Raw genomic sequence first — 16,247 nt, 5'->3', positions numbered from 1 at the left:
ATTGACAATTTTACGGCATCTTCCATTCCACGTGGCTCAGCGGCAGCTCATTAAGTTCCATTCTGGCTTCACGCCAGCGTGGATAAAAACGGTTCATCAGTGCCACATAATGTTCGCCATGATTTGGAAAAAGCAAATGGGCCATTTCATGAACGATCACATATTCCACAAGGTCTTTTGGCTTTTTAACCAGTTCTGTATTTAATCGGATAGTGCCCGAACGATGATTGCAGCTCCCCCATTTTGTTTTCATTCGCTGCACATAGTAAGCGTTCACCTTTACTCCTAGCATTTTCTCCCATTTGGGAATTATCTCCTGGATATAATCGTGCAACAATGATTTTTGCCACTCATACATAACGGCTTCCCGTTTGTTTCTGTTACTTCCGGTTTTCACATGCAGCGTGATGCGCTTATGATCAATCGTTACATGCGCTTTATCTTCTGTATGCACTACATTCAATAAGTATCTTCTTCCCCAGAGGTAATGTGATTCACGTTGAACATATCGACGGGGCGTTTCCCGCAGTTGTTCCTTCATTTTTTCCTGCTGCTTTCTGATCCAGGCAAGTTTAGTGATCGCATAGGCCCTTGCCACTTCCAGGCGCGTGCTTAAAGGGGCTGACAGGGTCACTCTTCCATCCGGAGGATGTACCGACAGGTGTACATTTTTTATCGCTTTCCTGTCCACTTCAATACTGATATCTCCTAGTTGAATCACATCTCTCATTCGTAGCCATTCATATTCTTGAGGAGATCGAACAATGCTTTGGTTGCTCCCCGGTCCCTATTTAACACAGGAAATAAGGCATTCAAGACCTGCTTCTCGCGTATATCATCGCCTCGCCAACCTGCAGGTGCACTTTCACGCATTACACGATCAATTTCCAATGCAAGTTGTATTAATTTATCATCATGAACTGTCTGTTTTTTTGCATCCTGGTTGCTAACTCCATTGGTGGAGAGAATATTAGGAAGGTTGTTGTATATCACGATGGATTCTGGTTTGCCTCGCAAGTTTTCGGGAACGTCGTCTGTGTCCTGTCCTTGCGCCATCTTTTTTACAAGCTCTTCGGCGTTTCGCAAAAACGCTTCGTAATCTTCAGTCTCCTCGTGTTTCTGCCGTATGAGGTCATCCAGCAATTTCGACATTTCTTCGTAGAAGCGCGGATCGGTAAGGCGCTCGCGAATAATCGTCTGCCTTACGTTATTGATGATGCCTTCAGCAATAGCGTTACGTGATAGTTTGCCTTTTTGATTTAACTTCTGAGCTATGGCGTCGTGAATACCGGTGCGGATGATCAGATCGACAAGCGAATACTGATCCACCATACCCAGTGGATCCGCAGGTTCTGCCTTGATATAGGTATTCATCAGATGACGCATATCGGCTTCGAACGGCTTAACATCAAGTTCCTCTCCTGAATAGCGCTTAATAGAAAGACGTACTTCAGAATAAAAATCAATCTCCTCTTCAATGTCTGCAATTTCACTATCGCTGTATCCTGCCTCACTCATGCACTGGGAAATAGCACCGTATGCTCTTACATAAGTTACTACTGCTTTATAGAATGCAATACGCAGCGGCTCGGTTTCGCTCAGTGAAAGCGGATTGGAGGCATCTCCGCAAAAATAATCGAAAAACTGCTCTACTTCCCGGGGCTGAGCCACTGGGTCACATAAATAATTGAGCCCTTCCCGGGCGGCATTTAGTTTTTCCCGAGCAACCAATAACCAGTGTTTGAGCTCTACATTATTCTCTTTTTCGCCACCTCCTTCCAGATCCAGTTCGTCAGATGTATATACTGCAATGGCCTGTTGCAAATTGCCGAACAATTCCTTGAAATCTACGATATACCCGAAGTCCTTATCCTCGCCATCGAGGCGGTTTGTTCGACAGATGGCCTGGAAAAGGTTATGATCGTGCAGTTCATTATCCAGGTAGATATATGAACAGGAAGGCGCATCAAAGCCTGTGAGCAACTTACTCACTACGATCAGCAGTTTACAATTGGCTGGTTCTTCCTTAAATTTTCTCTTAATCTCCTCCTCATATTTCCCAGTGGTTTGGTCAGGTCTCAATACATATTTCGTATATGTGTCAAACTTGTATCGTTCGTCACTGTTGGCTGGTTCTCTCGAAATTGCATTATGATTAGGTTCGTATGAGGTGACAATACCTATAAAGCGTCCGAAGTCGGTATTCAGGAATAACCGGTAATAGTGGCAGGCATCATAAATGGAAGCCGCCACCAGGATTGCTGTACCGCGGTTATTGTTCAGACGGTTTTTCAGGGTAAAATCTTCGATGATGCTGGCAATAATGCGTAGTTTGCGTTCGCCGGCGCTCATCAGCTTCTCCATATTAGCCCAGGCCTTGCGCACCACGGCTTTCTGGAAGTTGTTGAGATGCTTGGTCTTCGCATCAAACCATTTATCAATAGCGGCTTGCGAGGTGAGTTGCTGGGGTACTTTTCTCGCTTCGTATTTCAAGTCGAGTACAACACCGTCCTCAACTGCCTCATGGAATTTATAGGTGTGAATGTTCGTTCCGAATACCTCACGGGTGGTCTGCTTGTCGTTGCGCAGCAAGGGCGTACCGGTAAAGCCAATGAAAATAGCATGCTGCATCCAACGCTTCATCTGTTTATTCATGTCGCCGCCCTGGGTACGGTGGCATTCGTCCACAAACACATAGAACTTTCCACTAACTGGCGGCAGAGCTCCGGTCAGGTCGGTCGTGTCAAACTTGTGCACAAGGGCACAAAGCAATCGGGGTGTGGTTGCGCCAATAGCCTCCAGTAATCTTGCTCTTGAGGTAATACGTGGTGAGGGTGCATCCTCAGGTAATACCCCTGCGTTACGCATCACTCCTTCGATCTGTTTATCGAGTTCATCACGATCGGTGACGATAAGAATCCTCGCGTCGGCATCATGCTCCATGATCCACTTCGCAAGCAACACCATCAGGATGCTTTTGCCACTGCCCTGAGTATGCCAGATTACCCCACCCTCGCGTTGACGGATACGTTCCCGTGCAGCTTTAATGCCGTTGTACTGATGCTGCCGCGGTACTTTCTTTTGCCCAGCATCAAACACGACGCAATTTCGGATGAGATCAAGGATAGTATCTTTATTGCAAAGCTGCGCCAATGGTGCATCAAGCAATTCACCGGAAAGAGTACTGCCCTTTCTATCTTTGTCTTTCCACTCCACAAAAAACTGCTCCGGGCTGCCAATGGTACCATATCGCAAGCCCTGGGAGTCGCTGCCGGCGAAAAGCAGCTGCACAGTGGAAAAGAATTTTTCGTTGAAGATATCCTCCTGGTTGGTAATGAGCTGGCGGATGCCGTCGTTGATCTCCACCGAACTGCGCTTGAACTCAATTACCCCAATAGCAATGCCGTTGAGGTAAAGCACCACATCCGGCCGGCGTTGGTAGCCACCTTTGAGAGTGACTTCTTCGGCGATGCCGAAATCGTTGTTCGCCGGATTGTCCCAGTCAATGATGTTCACATCCTCGTAAGGTTTGCTTACGGATGTTTTGACACGGATGGGATAACGCAACAAATGATAAGTGCGCATGTTTGCCTGGTAGAGTGTGGTGCCGGTGACATCTGCAGCCACTTCCAATTGCAGCAAAGCGGCGGAAATCTGCGCATCAGAGTAACCTCGTTTCTGTAGGTTCTGTTTGAGCAGATCCGTTTCAATATTGCGGTTATGGTCACGCTTCTCCCAATTACCCAGATAAGTATAACCGAGCGTTTGAGTGAAAAGCTGCTTCACTACCCGGTTTTGGGAATCTCGTTCAGATCGGGGTTGCTGGTTCATGTTCGGGTTTATATATTCTGATTTTGCCGGTAAGTAGGGTTTGCATCATGGATTGTTTGAGAAATAGCAGTTTTTCATGCCTAGCATTTAAATGACTCATTTCATGCTCTATTGAATTCAATGTCTTAGCAATAGAAGTTTGCTCTTGAAATGATCTTGGTTTAAACAATTTAACATTCCCAACAATTTCTTTGTTTAAGTTTAAAACACTACTACCAGCAGCTAAACTTCGATACTGATTCAATACAAAGTTTGAGCTTAATAGATAGTACAGGTAGTCACTATCGAATGTATTTTGATATTCTTGAAGTACTAACCATCCGTCATGAATACATCCCTCAATTTTTAGAATATAAGGTCTTCCAAAACTCATCGAATTCGATAAGAGGAAATCACCAACGAAGACTTGGCGAGACTGGTATATTCCTTCTGTAATTATTTTTTCTTGCGCAGATGTGATGAATTTTTCCTTTATACTCGTATCACCAATTTTAATCCAATTAATTCCACTTGGATCAGCAGTTAAATAATTTTGTATCGGTCTAGGTGACCCACCTCTACTAATTTTTATTACTTCGCCGAGTTGAAGAATTTCCCACCCGATCTTCATCTTCCCCTCTGCATCATAAGGCGAAAGCAGTCGCTGCATCATGCCTTTTTTGATCGCTTTCTTTTTTTCGATGAGCTTTTCGGTCTGGGTGATCAACGCATCCATATCGGACAGGGCCGTGGCAATGGCGGCTTGTTCTGGGATTGCAGGTAGTGGAATTTTTAACTTTCCAATTTGACTTAATGATAAAAATGGTTGTGCCCCCCCACCAATTATAGAGCTGACGATGTTTTTTTTATAAAAGACTTGCCAATAATTCAGAAATGATCCGGTCAATTTGGCCGCATTGGGTTTGAGGAGGGCGACATTTTTTAAGCTGAACTCATAATCAACTTCAACAAGAGCTGTTGTTGCAACACCAGCTCCGATATTCACCATCAGTACATCATTTTTTTCCGGATTGCATCTTTTGAATATCGCCTCATGAACAGGAACGGGCAAATAATAGCAATTATTAAAATCTATTCGGTTCTCTTTTATGTGAACTGCTGTCAGGAACGGAATTCCATATGCAACAGGTTTTGGTGTGTCATGAGTGCCATCGGTAATTTTTGAACAGCAATTACTCAGATATTCGATTTCCCAATCTTCTGGCACTAATCCCAATTCCGTCATTTTGAGACCATTCTTCATATCCATGCGAACCCCATTTTTTCCAGGTGAGACTTTACTTTTTCTTCGGCTTCGGTCAACGCCAGTTGAATTTGCGGCAGCGATGTTTCGTAGCGCTCTATTAACTCTTTCAGGCGCTCTGTGAGTTGCTGGCTCAGGCGGTTCATTTCAGTTTGCACACTGGCTTCAATAGTTGGCAGCCATTTATCATTGATGACTATGGAGCACACTTCGTCCTCCGTGAGCTTAGGGTATTTCTCATAAGCAAGTTTATCCAGCGCTTCATCAAGCTTCTTTATTTCGGCCTTCAGTGTGCTTTGCTGTGCGTCTAACTTTAGCCATTGGTTCAGAATTTTTTCCTCCGCTTTATAATCTTTAATTCCATTTATCTCCTTCAACCGCTTACTGATCTCTGCTTTGTTGATTTTCTCGAGTTCGGCAAAAGCACCATCTTCTCCGGCATGCTCCTCTTCCAGCTCTGTCAGGGAGGCCTGCGTTGTTTCCAGTTCTACCTGCTTGGTGTCCAAGGCTTCCTGTTCTTTGGCAAAATACTTCGATACCAACAATGCCTTCGGAATAAGATCACAGGTCCAGCCCTTGTCTTTTTGCTTGCCCTTATCTTTGCCAGCTTTTACTTCCTCGACTACGCGGCGGGTTTCCGCTTTCCAGCCATCGGCTGCAATAAGGTAAGCATCGTCCTGCATATTCTCATTCCAATAATCCATCAGATGTTGATACACCTCATAAGCGTTGATAAGCTTTGCCTTGCGGAAATCGTCAAGAAGGCTTTCTGAGAGTGAATAGATCAAATCTTTAGGATGAGCACCCTTGTCAAATCCATTCAGTTCCGGCAGGGCTTTCTTTTTCCAGCCTTCAAAAATGCTCTTATTATTTTCCTTTAGTGTTAAAAATTCCTTGTTTTGTTGAATAGTGCTGCGGATATCCCGCGCATGCAAACGTGCATTTAGATAACCGCTACGACCTTCTTCAAAAAGTGTGTTCTTTAATCCAGGTAGTATATCCCAGTAGTGTTTCATATCATCGATATCGCGCTGCGGGATGCCACCGTTCAGATGTGCATCTATATCCTGAATATCTTCCGGCTCAGTGGTATCGATATAACGCGGGATGTTGAGATTGTAATCGTTCTTTGGGTCAGCAATTTCTTCGAGCGATACCATACGGGAGAACTTTTCGATGGTCTCCAGCTTTTTAAAGGTGTCCACAATCTTATGAATATCCTGCTCACGTAAGCGATTCTTGTTGCCGTCTTTCATAAAGCCTTTGGAGGCATCAATCATGAAAATGCCTTTGCTGGCAGAGGCGTTTTCTTTGTCCAACACCAGGATGCAAGCAGGAATACCGGTACCATAAAACAAGTTGGCTGGTAAACCGATGATGCCTTTGAGTATTCCCGAACGGATAAGTTGTTTGCGAATTGCCGCTTCTGCATTGCCACGGAATAATACACCATGTGGCAGGATGCAGGCTGCCTTTCCGGTGGACTTCATGGAACGAACGATGTGCAGCAGATAAGCATAGTCACCCTGCTTGGTCGGCGGTTCACCCCATGCAAAACGATTAAAGGGATCTTCAGAAGGTGTGATTCCCGCGCTCCAGGTCTTGTCAGAAAACGGCGGATTTGCTACCACATAATCATAGGTACGCAGGTTATCCCCGTCTTTGAACTTCGGATTGGCCAGCGTATTACCTGCCATGATATTGGCTGTAGGAAAATCGTGCAGGATCATGTTCATACGTGCCAGACCGGAGGTAGTCACATCCTTCTCCTGTCCTTCGAGCGTAATGTGTTTGCCCGCTTCTGCTGCCACTTTCAGTAGCAACGAACCCGATCCACAGGTAGGGTCGTAAGCCGTAGTAGCAGCCACTGAATTTTTAGGGCTGATGCCGATTACCTTGGCCAGGATGCGACTCACTTCTGCAGGTGTATAAAATTGCCCCTTGCTTTTACCACTCTCCTGCGCGAAATGTTGCATAAGGTATTCATAGGCGTCACCCAGAATATCGTCGTGATCAGCCCGATTCTTAGAGAAATCAAGCGAAGGGCTGTTGAAAATGTTGATCAGATTAGTAAGGCGGTCAACCATGGCCTTTCCTTCTCCAAGCTTATTTGGATCGTTGAAGTCGGGGAAGTCACTTCTTGACAACCTGGAATTGCTGTCAATCAGTGGCTGGATAATTTGCGTATTGATCTTATCACCGATATCGTCCTTACCACGCAGTAACAGCATATCTTTAAAGCTCGCGCCTTTAGGAATAGTTACCGGTGGTGCGAAATCGTCAGAATTTGCGTATTTATCGGATACGTACTTAATAAAGAGCATGAATAATACGTAGTCTTTGTATTGACTGGCATCCATGCCGCCGCGAAGTTCATCGCAACTCGCCCAAATGGAGCTATAGAGCTCGGATTTTTTTATTGGCATTTTGCTGTAATTGGTCTAACTGGTTTAACTAGTGTAATAGTATGATAATAACCGTTCAAATATTGCCGAAAGGCGGAGTTTCACACACCAACACTTATAACAAAACTATAATTTAAATATAGTAAACTGTTGCATTTCTATCGTCCATCTTTTGCTGTATTATTTGTTAAGCTAAATAAGTCCTTGAAAACGTCCTATCTTATTCGTTGACTATTCATTTTGTAGCATTTCATTCTATCGTGAGCTAGATACAGCGTTATGCGGCATCAAATTTAAGTTAGAATTGATGTTTGGAAAGAAAATAAATTGACAAAAAAAACCAAAAAGCACAAAAAAGGTAACTATTTTGAAAACACCTACCATACCCTCCCAACCAATCCCGACGGCACTGTTGAATTCCCGGCGCTGTAATGTTTGTATGTAGAAAAAGTATATCGTTGTTGCGTACTATTCCGCTCATCACCAATGAGACGGCTAATCCAGCAGTTAGTGACCGGCAGCTCGATATGGTTGTTACCCTTCTGCAAATAGGGTGCAATGTTGATAGTATAAGGCTTCGTTCAGATGACGCCCACTTCTCTCCCACAGACGCAGACTGTCCATTTTCATGCTGGCCGGCGCGCCCATCCCGTCGACGAATTGTAGTTCCAGGCTTTCCTCGGGGGCATAGAATAAACCGGCATCGGCGCTGGTGTGTTTAACGCTTGTTGCGGTGGTACGTACTGCTTATGATGATGAAGAGCGAGGCGCAGCCAATCAGCACAATGCTAATTATCTGACCTTTCAGTATCAGGGATTTTCGGAGATAGTCAGACAAAGTTCACTACCTTCTCCACAGATCAGGAATCCTTTACCCTCTATTTCTCCTATTATAACACCATTCAAAGCTGTTATTACATCTGAAAGGCCGCCTGATGGCATGACTTCAAATGCCTCATCGATATCAATTACAATAATCCATTTGCGACGTGTACAGATTGTATGCAGCAGGTCCCTTAAGGTAAAATGCTCTTCTTCGGGATCTTCGGGTTCTTCATCTTCAGGGAGATCCATCCAGAGCTTATGTCCGTACAAATCCAGTCCGGAACCTTTCACGCAAATGCACTGCCAGTCAACGGAGGCATATGCAACAGGTATTTTATTTTTTACAAAGTCAGGTATTTGCCCGTAAACGAGTTTAAAATTTGAACCAAAGCTAGTCTCTGGCGGTCCCTGAGGATATCTTTCCCCCTGCCACTCATAGAAAGGCTCTCTGAATGTGATGCCGGGAACGTCTATGCCGGAAGGAATAAGCATTTCAAATATCAGATCCATATAGAATATTTATCAAGAACCTACTTCCATCTTTTTTTCCGGAAACCATTGCCTGCGCCAGTTATCAAAAAAAAATGCTGACGCCCCCCAAAATGATCTTGGATGGCGACATGATCTACCTGTCCACTCTACTCCAAGGTACTGCTTGTTCATCAAGTCAGGCCAACGGTACTGTATTCTTGTCACGACAAGTTCGTTGGAAAGTTAAAACAGAATGACCATTATCTAATGGTTGTTGCATTAATACAATACATTTTTAGGATCTTCTAACTATTATCACTCTCCTTCAACTTATCCAATTCACTTTTCAACTCATCCAATAACTGCTGCTCCGTAGGCAGGTATAGCTGATATTTACTCGCCACAATCGACTTATTATCTTCCGGGAGAGTTATTTTTACCATAGCATCGTTTTTATCAGCACATAGCAACACCCCAATAGTAGGATTTTCAAAATCCTGCTTTTCAAAACGATCATAATAGTTCACGTACATCTGCAGTTGCCCTAAATCCTGATGCGTAAGTTTATGGGTTTTGATTTCAAACAACACAAAGCTTTGTAATAACCGGTTATAAAATACGAGATCAACAAAAAACTCATCCCCCTCTATATGCATACGCTTTTGACGGGCAACAAATGAAAAACCATTTCCTAGTTCCAACAGGAAGTCCTGAAGGTGAGTAATCAGCGCCAATTCCAAATCCTTTTCGTAATAGGCGGCTTCGCGTTTTAAACCCAGGAATTCTAATATCATCGGATCTTTAATGATCTCGCTTGGACTTAATGGCATTTTTTCTCTACGCGCTACAGCCAATACGCTTTCTTTATCATTGCTCAAGAGAAGTCTTTCATACAACTGGGAGTTAATTTGCCGCTCCAGTTGACGAGCGGTCCAATTATTATTTGCTGCTTCTAATTGGTAGTATTCCCTTTTTTTCTCATTATCAATTGATATCAGCAGCTTATAATGTGTCCATGCGAATTGCGTCCGCAGTGCGGACGTATTTGGATACATTCTGTAAAATTGCCTGTATCGTTCCAACTGACGTACCGAAAAACCACTTCCAAATTCCGGTTGTAAGGCTTCTGATAATGATTTAAGAAGATACGATCCATATTCAGCCCGTTCTTTACCGGCCTGCTCTTCTTCAAAAATACGCTTGCCTATATTCCAGTACATCAGCACCCGGGCATGATCCACAGCACGAACAGCCTGTTCCCTACTTTGGGAGATCAGCACTTTAATTTCATTTATCAACGATGTATGCAGTCTCATAAACTTAAGTGCCCTTCCTGGATTGGTTAATTTATTGGAGATAAACAATTTATCGAATAAAAAAAGCCATCCTGGGAAGATGGCTTTCAATTTTTACAGATTGAAATCTATTCTGTGGAGTCGGCGGGAATCGAACCCGCGTCCAAACATATTCGCCGAAAGCTTTCTACATGTTTATTTGCGCATTAGTGTGTCGGAACCTTGCCAGGGGCGCAACTAACCAGCCTGGTCCTTATCCGTTGTTATTTCGGTACCCACTCACGGAAACCATAAGTACCTATTCCGCTAAGGTTTTGATTTAGGCGGCGGCAGTTCTAGCAGACGGGAACTTGCGGCGGCCAAAATGGGTGCGCTAATCGCTGATTAGGCAGCCATGGCGTAGTTAGATTCGCCATTTAAAGGTTGTATATTCAGATTTACGTGCTAATTATACAACGCACGACATGCTTACACTCTCAAAGATCTATGCTGTCAAAACCAGGCGACCCCAGTTTGCTTTCGCAGCTTACAAAGGTACAACATTCTAACGAAATTCCATCACAGTAAGGGCTAATGCAGGAGAATTGACCGATATTTGTATTCAATAGGGCCAGGTACGCTTTATACATGCCTTAAAAATGCCGTATATATGCCTTATACGTGGACATAAAGAAAGTAAAGTACGCCTTAAATATGGCGTATACATGGCTTATATACGGCGCATACATGCCTTTAAGTTGGACCTGGAACAAGCCAATGTACTTTATGTACGAACAAACAACAACATTTTGCCAATAACGCCGTGAAGCAAATTCACCACATAAAAAAAGAGGCCATGAAAGGCCTCTTTTTCAATACTCAAACTGATTATCAGCTATTTAAATAAACTCCTCCATATATCCAGTCCATTCGCATATATCAGCAAGCCAAACAGGATAACCATACCCACAATCTGCGCATATTCCAGGAACTTCTCACTAGGCTTACGACCTGTAATGATCTCGTACAGCAGGAAGAGTACGTGACCACCATCCAGGGCCGGAATCGGCAGGATATTCATAAATGCCAGGATGATAGACAGCAAAGCTGTCATTTCCCAGAAGGCGATCCAGTCCCAATGAGCAGGGAACAGGTTACCGATGCTGATAAAACCTCCTAATGACTCATTCGCCTTTACTTCTTTGGATACGAAGATCAGGCGCAACTGCTGCACATATTTCACCAGCGTACTGATACATTTGGAAAAACCTGCAGGGATTGCCTCAAAGAAAGTGTACTCACGGGTAGCCAGTTTGAAATCCTTGTCCGGACTGGCTGGAGCCATACCTAACATACCTGTCTCTGGTACATGGGCGAATAACTGAAGTGTGTCTCCGTTGCGTAATACCTGTACCGGAACAGTTTTGTTCTTATATGCCTGTAAAGCTTTTTTGAATTCATGGAAATAATAACCAGGCTGACCATTGACAGTCAAAGTCTTATCGCCTTTACGAATACCAGCTTTTTCAGCGGCAGATTTCGGTAACACGCTATCTACAGTGAAGGGAACACGTACCTCCATCAAAGTACCTTTCTTTTTGATCATTTCACGGATGAAACCAGAAGGGATTTTGATATCCAGCGGTTTACCATCGCGTGAAACCTGTATGCTGGTAGCTTCACGAAGGATGATCTCGGCAGGGATGGCTTTGAAGTTTTCAACAGGCTGATGGTTAACAGACAGGACCATATCTCCGTCGCGTAAACCAATGCTGCTTGCCAGGGAATCTACGGCTATACCGTAGGTCAGGTTCTTGGTAGGCAGGTAGCTTTCGCCCCAATGCCAGAGCATCATGGCGTATATCAGGAAACCGAGTATCAGGTTGACAGTCACACCACCTATCATAATGATCAGACGCTGCCAGGCTGGTTTGGAGCGGAATTCCCAGGGTTGGGGTGGTTTGGCCATCTGCTCACGGTCCATGCTCTCATCCACCATACCGGATATTTTCACATATCCACCGAGGGGTAACCAACCTATACCATATTCTGTGTCTCCTTTCTTCTTCTTAAACAGGGAAAACCAGGGATCAAAGAACAGATAGAATTTTTCAACCCTTGCTTTAAAAAGCTTGGCAGGGATAAAGTGCCCAAGCTCATGTAATACTACCAGTATTGAGAGTGACAGTATTAACTGCCCGGCCTTTACCAATATTTCTTGTGTGGTCATGTAGATGAATCTGACAGTAAATATATAATGTTAATAATCTATAGATGTCCGACAAATATAGGCGGTTCAACTGCAGTACAGCGTTAATGTAATATTAAATTACGATCGCATTGATCATAGAATTCGCGTATTCTCTGGCAGCCTGGTCGCTTTCATAGTAGTCGTGCAATGTGGGTTTTTCAACGAATGGCACCTTCACCATAATCTCTTCGATCACCTCTGTCATTTGCAGGAAACCAATCCTGTTCTTCAGGAAGGCATGTACTACTTCTTCGTTGGCAGCATTCATTACACAGGCAGCATTTCCGCCTTTGTGCATCGCCTCAATAGCGATGGCAAGGTTGCGGAAAGTCTTGGTATCAGGCTGTTCGAATGTTAGCGTAGGATTATTCTTGAAAGAGAATTTTGGGAAATCGTTGGCTAATCTCTCTGGAAATCCTAAAGCCAATTGTATAGGTAATTTCATGTCAGGCACACCCAGCTGCGCTTTCACCGATCCGTCAATAAACTCTACCATAGAGTGGATAATTGACTGAGGATGTATCACTACTTCGATCTTATCTGGTGGCAGATTGAACAACCAGCGGGCCTCGATCATCTCCAGACCTTTATTCATGAGGGTTGCACAGTCGATCGTGATCTTGGCGCCCATTCTCCAGTTAGGATGCTGGAGCGCATGATCTTTCTTCACGTTGATGAGGAAGTTAGGTTTCTTACCAAGGAAAGGTCCGCCGGAAGCGGTCAGGATCACCTTGTCCACTTTGCTGAGCGACTCACCCAGCAGACATTGGAAAATAGCGGAATGCTCAGAATCTACAGGGATTATCGGCACGTTTCTCCTGGCAGCAGCTGCCATTACGATATCTCCGGCTACCACCAGGGTTTCCTTGTTGGCCAAGGCAATAGGTGTACCTTGTTCAATAGCTGCCAGGGTAGGCGCCAGACCGGCAAACCCCATTACAGCAGCCAACATCATATCTATATTACTCCAGGCAGCCACTTCTACCATCGCTTTGGCGCCCGCGAATACCTTTATCCCTTTATCGAATAGTGCTTCCTTAACCTTCTCATATTGTGTGTCATCGGCTATCACAACGGCGTTCGGACGAAACTTCAGAGCCTGTTCAATTAACAGTGCGGCGTTCTGTCCGCCGGTCAATACTTCCACACTGAACTTGTCAGGATGTGCTTCAATCACCTCCAGTGCCTGGATGCCAATAGATCCTGTGGAGCCAAATATGGCTATGTTCTTCTTACTCATTGATGCAATAATAAGGGAAATAAGAGAATTAGGGATGTCGGATTTAAGAGGAAGGAGTACTATCCTCTTATTCTTCATTACTAATTCCCGGCAAAAAGTTCTTACTGAAGGAACTTGCTCAATTCATCTGCTAATGATCTGTCATTACTTAAACGGGGTACCTTATTCTGTCCACCAAGTTTACCTACAGACTTCATATAATCAATAAAACCATGCTTGCGCACCGATCTGATCTTCAGGGGTTGCAGGATATTTCCTGTCAACAGATCATTATAATAAATATTCTTTTCCTGCATGTATCCGTCTACTTTTTTCGAAAAAGCAGCCAGGTCGGCAGGCGGATTTTCAAATTCCACAAACCACTCGTGATAAGGCAGTCCGTCCTGCGGCGCTACCATTGGAGCCACGGTAAACTCTGTGATATGCACATTTTCTTCCTTTGCGGCCTTCATCAGGCTATACTCTACTTCCTCTCCGATCACATGCTCTCCGAACGCGGAAATAAAGTGTTTGATACGGCCTGTTACCAGCAAACGATAAGGATTAGTGGATACAAACTTCACGGTATCACCGATATTGTATCCCCACAAACCCGCGTTGGTACTTACTACCAGCGCATAGTTCACGCCTACCTGTACATCCCTGAGAGATAAACGGGTAGGATTCGGATCAAATATTTCATTCGCAGGAATAAATTCATAGAAGATACCTGAGTTGGTATTCAGCAATAATCCTTTATGTTCCTGTGTATCCTGGAATGCGAAGAAGCCCTCAGATGCCGGGAAAGTCTCAATTGTATTGATCGGGCGACCAACGGAAGCCAACAGTTTTGCGCGGTAAGGTTCAAAGTTCACACCGCCATATACCAGTACGTCCAGGTTCTTGAACAGCTCCCCTACCGGTTTTCCGCTTCTTTCAATCAGCCTGTCAAAATACATCTGCATCCATGGTGGGATGCCGCTGATCAGCGTCATATCCTGATCAATGGTTTCGTCGACAATCTTATCCAACTTGGTTTCCCAGTCTTCTATACAATTAGTTTCATATGAAGGCAGCTGATTGGTGCGCAGATAACGGGGTACGTGATGGTTCACAATACCACTCAGGCGACCATAAGGAATGCCTCCTACTCTTTCCAGCACGGGAGAGCCGGACAGGAAAATGAGCTTTCCGCTGGCAAACTCAGTTTTCCCGGTTTCCGCCATATACATCAGCAACGCATTGCGGGCTGTATCTATATGATTGGAAACAGAGTCTTTTGTAATAGGAATGTACTTTACACCACTCGTTGTACCGGAAGTCTTAGCCAGGTAAATAGGCTGTCCTTTCCATAATACGTTCTGTTTACCGTCCTTTATTTTATTAATATAGGGCTTGAACTGCTCGTAATCCCTGACAGGTACTGCCTGTTTGAAATCATTGTAATTATTGATATTGTCGAAATGATGATCTTTTCCAAACTCGGTCTTCCTGCCTGTTTTTATCAACTCCTCCAGAATTGCCTCCTGGTCTTCTACCGCCCGTTGCATTTCCTTCCTGATCTTGTTGGCTATGATGGAAGCAAATGGTTTGGCAAGCAGTGATTTAAGCTTCATGCCTTTTATTTTAGGATAAGTGAAAGGACAAATGTATAAAATAAAAATTGTTATAAAAGCCCATATTGCAAGGGTTCACAGGTATTTGTGAGTATGTGGCGCAGCTCCCGGAGGCTGGATTTATCAGCGAAAACAGTAGTATATATAGTGATTACAATCAACTATATTAAAATAAAGTATGTATCTTTGAAAATATAAATTGTAATTCTCAGCGGAATCAGTCTGTTTACAGGCTGATAGCAAAAAGCTGAGAAAACTTTGTCAATTAGAAAACAAATCCTACTTTTGCAGGAAATTATTTTTGGATAACTATGTTTGCAGTTGTAAAAATCGCAGGTCAGCAATTCAAAGTACAAAAAGACCAGGAAATCTTTGTACAGCAGTTGCAGGGAAATATTGGAGATAAAGTGCAGTTCTCTGAAGTGCTGTTAATAGATAATGGCGGCCAGCTGACCGTTGGTACTGATGTAAAATCAGTGGTTAAAGCAGAGATCCTGAGCCACGTTCAGGGTGATAAGGTAATTGCTTTCAAAATGAAACGCAGAAAAGGTTTCAGAAAGAAAGTTGGTCACCGTACACACTTTACGAAGATCCGGATCAACGAGATTGCTTAATTATTAATTGATAAAGTTTTAAACCTTACATAAGAAATGGCACATAAAAAAGGTGAAGGTAGCGTTAAGAACGGCCGTGATTCCCAGAGCAAAAGGCTGGGAGTAAAAATATTTGGTGGTCAGGCAGCCGTATCTGGCAACATTATTATTCGCCAGCGCGGTACCGTTTATCATCCTGGACAGAATGTAGGAATTGGTAGAGATTTTACCATTTTCGCTGTAGCTGATGGTGTTGTGGAATTCAGAAAGGGACGTGATAATAGAACCATCGTTTCCGTAAAATCACTTGACACCACTGCCCAGGCGTAAGTCTGGAACAGTGTTTGCCATAAAGTTTTTTTTAATACCCAATTTTAATTACTAACCCAAAATTCAAAAAACAATGGCAACAATTAAGAAAGCGGCTAAAAAAGCTGCTGCTAAAAAGGCTGCTCCTAAGAAAAAAGCTGCTGCTAAGAAAGCTGCTCCTAAAAAAGCCGCTGCTAAGAAAGCTGCTCC

Annotated in this window: 11 protein-coding genes and 1 other RNA gene; 2 read left to right on the top strand and 10 right to left on the bottom strand. The window is 43.8% G+C overall.

Features of this window, described 5'->3' with window-relative positions; all coding sequences use genetic code 11:
• Positions 1-10 precede the first annotated feature (10 nt).
• From BLR32_RS13350 to BLR32_RS13305, 10 genes are all read right to left on the bottom strand, one after another.
• Positions 11-730, bottom strand: a complete 720-nt coding sequence (locus BLR32_RS13350; RefSeq protein WP_089832535.1) for a M48 family metallopeptidase — start codon at positions 728-730, stop codon at positions 11-13.
• On the bottom strand, positions 727-3,831 hold the full coding sequence (locus BLR32_RS13345; protein ID WP_089832533.1) for a type I restriction endonuclease subunit R: 3,105 nt from the start codon (positions 3,829-3,831) through the stop codon (positions 727-729). The genes BLR32_RS13350 and BLR32_RS13345 overlap by 4 nt, the downstream gene beginning before the upstream one ends.
• On the bottom strand, positions 3,809-5,080 hold the full coding sequence (locus BLR32_RS13340; RefSeq protein ID WP_089832531.1) for a restriction endonuclease subunit S: 1,272 nt from the start codon (positions 5,078-5,080) through the stop codon (positions 3,809-3,811). The genes BLR32_RS13345 and BLR32_RS13340 overlap by 23 nt, the downstream gene beginning before the upstream one ends.
• On the bottom strand, positions 5,071-7,500 hold the full coding sequence (locus tag BLR32_RS13335; RefSeq protein ID WP_089832529.1) for a type I restriction-modification system subunit M: 2,430 nt from the start codon (positions 7,498-7,500) through the stop codon (positions 5,071-5,073). Before BLR32_RS13335 ends, BLR32_RS13340 begins: the two co-directional genes overlap by 10 nt.
• Positions 7,501-8,289: 789 nt before the next feature.
• The gene (locus tag BLR32_RS13330) at positions 8,290-8,814 is read right to left on the bottom strand and encodes a hypothetical protein (RefSeq protein WP_089832527.1); all 525 of its coding nucleotides are present in this window, start codon (positions 8,812-8,814) and stop codon (positions 8,290-8,292) included.
• A gap of 266 nt (positions 8,815-9,080) precedes the next feature.
• Positions 9,081-10,181 carry a PDDEXK nuclease domain-containing protein gene (locus BLR32_RS13325; RefSeq protein ID WP_245705420.1) on the bottom strand — a complete coding sequence of 367 codons (1,101 nt, stop codon included), beginning with the start codon at positions 10,179-10,181 and terminating at the stop codon, positions 9,081-9,083.
• A gap of 22 nt (positions 10,182-10,203) precedes the next feature.
• Positions 10,204-10,580, bottom strand: a transfer-messenger RNA (tmRNA) gene (gene ssrA, locus BLR32_RS13320).
• A 364-nt stretch (positions 10,581-10,944) separates the two neighbouring features.
• Positions 10,945-12,279, bottom strand: coding sequence for an RIP metalloprotease RseP (rseP, locus tag BLR32_RS13315; RefSeq protein ID WP_089832525.1), 1,335 nt, complete (start codon positions 12,277-12,279; stop codon positions 10,945-10,947).
• A 94-nt stretch (positions 12,280-12,373) separates the two neighbouring features.
• Positions 12,374-13,540 (bottom strand): 1-deoxy-D-xylulose-5-phosphate reductoisomerase, encoded by a 1,167-nt coding sequence (locus BLR32_RS13310; RefSeq protein WP_089832523.1) that lies wholly within the window; start codon positions 13,538-13,540, stop codon positions 12,374-12,376.
• 101 nt (positions 13,541-13,641) lie between these two features.
• Positions 13,642-15,135, bottom strand: a complete 1,494-nt coding sequence (locus tag BLR32_RS13305) for a GH3 auxin-responsive promoter family protein (protein WP_089832521.1) — start codon at positions 15,133-15,135, stop codon at positions 13,642-13,644.
• A 311-nt stretch (positions 15,136-15,446) separates the two neighbouring features.
• On the opposite strand from BLR32_RS13305, the gene rplU reads away from it, so the two are divergent.
• Positions 15,447-15,749, top strand: coding sequence for a 50S ribosomal protein L21 (gene rplU, locus BLR32_RS13300; RefSeq protein ID WP_089832519.1), 303 nt, complete (start codon positions 15,447-15,449; stop codon positions 15,747-15,749).
• Between the two features lie 36 nt (positions 15,750-15,785).
• The gene (gene rpmA / locus BLR32_RS13295) at positions 15,786-16,058 is read left to right on the top strand and encodes a 50S ribosomal protein L27 (RefSeq protein WP_089832517.1); all 273 of its coding nucleotides are present in this window, start codon (positions 15,786-15,788) and stop codon (positions 16,056-16,058) included.
• Positions 16,059-16,247 lie beyond the last annotated feature (189 nt).

The organism is Chitinophaga filiformis (genome assembly GCF_900102545.1).
GTDB lineage: Bacteria > Bacteroidota > Bacteroidia > Chitinophagales > Chitinophagaceae > Chitinophaga > Chitinophaga filiformis.
Note: the sequence above shows the minus strand (reverse complement) of the source record. Positions and strands in the feature narration are given on the sequence as shown.